This window comes from Rahnella perminowiae (genome assembly GCF_019049755.1).
Classification (GTDB): domain Bacteria; phylum Pseudomonadota; class Gammaproteobacteria; order Enterobacterales; family Enterobacteriaceae; genus Rahnella; species Rahnella perminowiae.
Window position 1 is genome coordinate 1 of sequence record NZ_JAFMOS010000213.1, and the last position, 2,001, is coordinate 2,001.

Genomic DNA, 2,001 nt, shown 5'->3' on the forward strand with positions numbered 1-2,001 from the left:
GTGCGGTGGCTAATGTGGTGGTTTTAAATAATCATGGAATAGATTTTAAATCCTTTTAAAACAGTTGGTTATAATTTTTCTATTTACCAAAACTCAAATTAAATTAGCATCAGTTATCAAAGATCATTGTCTGTCTTCACTGGCTGAATTTAGATCAATATAATTGCGCACGGAAAGTTCCTGTTATTAGTTGTTGTGAATGTTAGCTAACATTTTTAACAAATAAGAATTGATTTCAATTTCGGATAATAACGCAGCACGGCTCCCTCCCCTGCGAAGGGGAGGGTTGGGGTGGAGTATTAAGGTCAAAAACATAAACTGAAATGTGCGCGGGCCCTAAGCCGATTCCCGAATCACCAGCCGGTAACCCATATCGACAATCGGCTCTTCAACCACGATGCCTTCAATTTTATCCGCCAGCATATCCGCCGCGCGGATGCCTAAATCCCACTTTTCAACGCTGACTGTGGTTATCGCCGGGCGGTTGTGGGCAGCAAAATTCAGATCCGCAAAACCGATCACCGAGAAATCATCCGGAACACATAAACCCTGTGCTTCGGCTTCCATAATTGCACCTTGGGCCAGCGTATCAGAACTGCAAATGATGGCGTCGAACGGCTCACCGGTGGCAAGCAGTTGTCTGAGTGCATGACGCCCGACTTCCATATTGGCCGGACGTGAGACGATCACTTCTTTAATATCGTGCCCGGAGAGAGTCCGTAATACACTGATGGCTCCGTTTTTACGTACCATGGCGCGGCGATCCGAGGCGCAGATAAAACCAAAGCGGGAAAAACCTTTGCTGAGGAAATAGTCACCGATGGCATTGCCGACTTTTTCGTGCGAGAAGCCAATCAGCATATCTATCGGCGTAGGTGTCAGATCCCAAATCTCCACCACCGGAATATTGGCATTCAGAATGATTCTTTTCAGTTCTGAGGTGTGATGGATGCCGGTCAGCACAATCCCGTCCGGTCGACGCGAAAGCAAGGTCGCGACAATATCGGTTTCATCTTCCGGCTCATAGCCGACAATACACAACAGCATGTGGTAACCCCGCGCCGCGAGCTGGTCGCTGATCGCCTGTACAGTATCGACAAACATATTATTGTTGATTTGCGGCACCACGACGGCGATGAGTTTTGTGCGACGGGTGGCCAGTCCGCCGGCCAGCATATTAGGAATGTAACCGGTGCTTTTTACGGCCTCCATCACGCGGGCAATGGTTGCCGGACGCACGACTTTAGGATTGTTTAAGGCGCGGCTGATCGTCATCGGGGAGAGGCCGGCGGCCTGTGCGACATCTTCGAGCGTGGCCGTGCGGGAAAGGCCATTTTGGATATTTGTTTTCTTATTCAAAGTATTGACCACTGAATTCGGGCGTCAAAATAGTAATGTTTGCGCAATCATTATCAGTTTCTCATATTGTTCCCTGCTTGGGTAAGGGGAAATGTTAACTTTCTGTTGCGTTGCAGCCCGGCTCGGTCTTATTTATCCTCGCGAATTATTTCCCCAAAACGTGAAGGGAGTCATAGGGGATGGTCAAGGAGAGAAGATTTCTATAAGCACCGAATTATCGCGTCCCGGCGCGATGCCGTATAATCCTTTCAAGCAGAGACGATTCATCATTTTCATTTATATGCTCTGAATACATTCTCACAGGTGAAGGAAAAACCGTTGCCAGAGCTGCAATCTATCGGGATATGAGGGTTTCATCATGGAAAAGAAAGTCATTTATTTGTTTTGCTCCGCCGGAATGTCCACTTCATTGCTGGTTTCTAAAATGAAGGTTCAGGCCGAGAAATATGAGGTCCCGGTCATTATCGAAGCATTTCCTGAAACACTGGCCGCTGAGAAGGGTATGGCGGCAGATGTCGTTCTGCTTGGGCCGCAAATTGCTTATATGCTGAATGAAATTAAAAATGTCTTGCCCGGCAAACCGGTTGAGGTCATTGATTCTGGCTTGTACGGCAAAATCGATGGGTTAGGTGTTCTGAAAGC

Annotated in this window: 2 protein-coding genes; one reads left to right on the forward strand and one right to left on the reverse strand. The window is 47.5% G+C overall.

Annotated elements, in window-relative coordinates; translation table 11 throughout:
- Positions 1-336: 336 nt before the first annotated feature.
- Positions 337-1,359, reverse strand: a complete 1,023-nt coding sequence (locus J1785_RS01380; RefSeq protein WP_238483019.1) for a LacI family DNA-binding transcriptional regulator — start codon at positions 1,357-1,359, stop codon at positions 337-339.
- Between the two features lie 358 nt (positions 1,360-1,717).
- Between J1785_RS01380 and J1785_RS01385 the strand changes: the two genes are divergently transcribed.
- On the forward strand, positions 1,718-2,001 hold a 284-nt coding region (locus J1785_RS01385; protein ID WP_217218643.1), incomplete at its 3' end, for a PTS sugar transporter subunit IIB.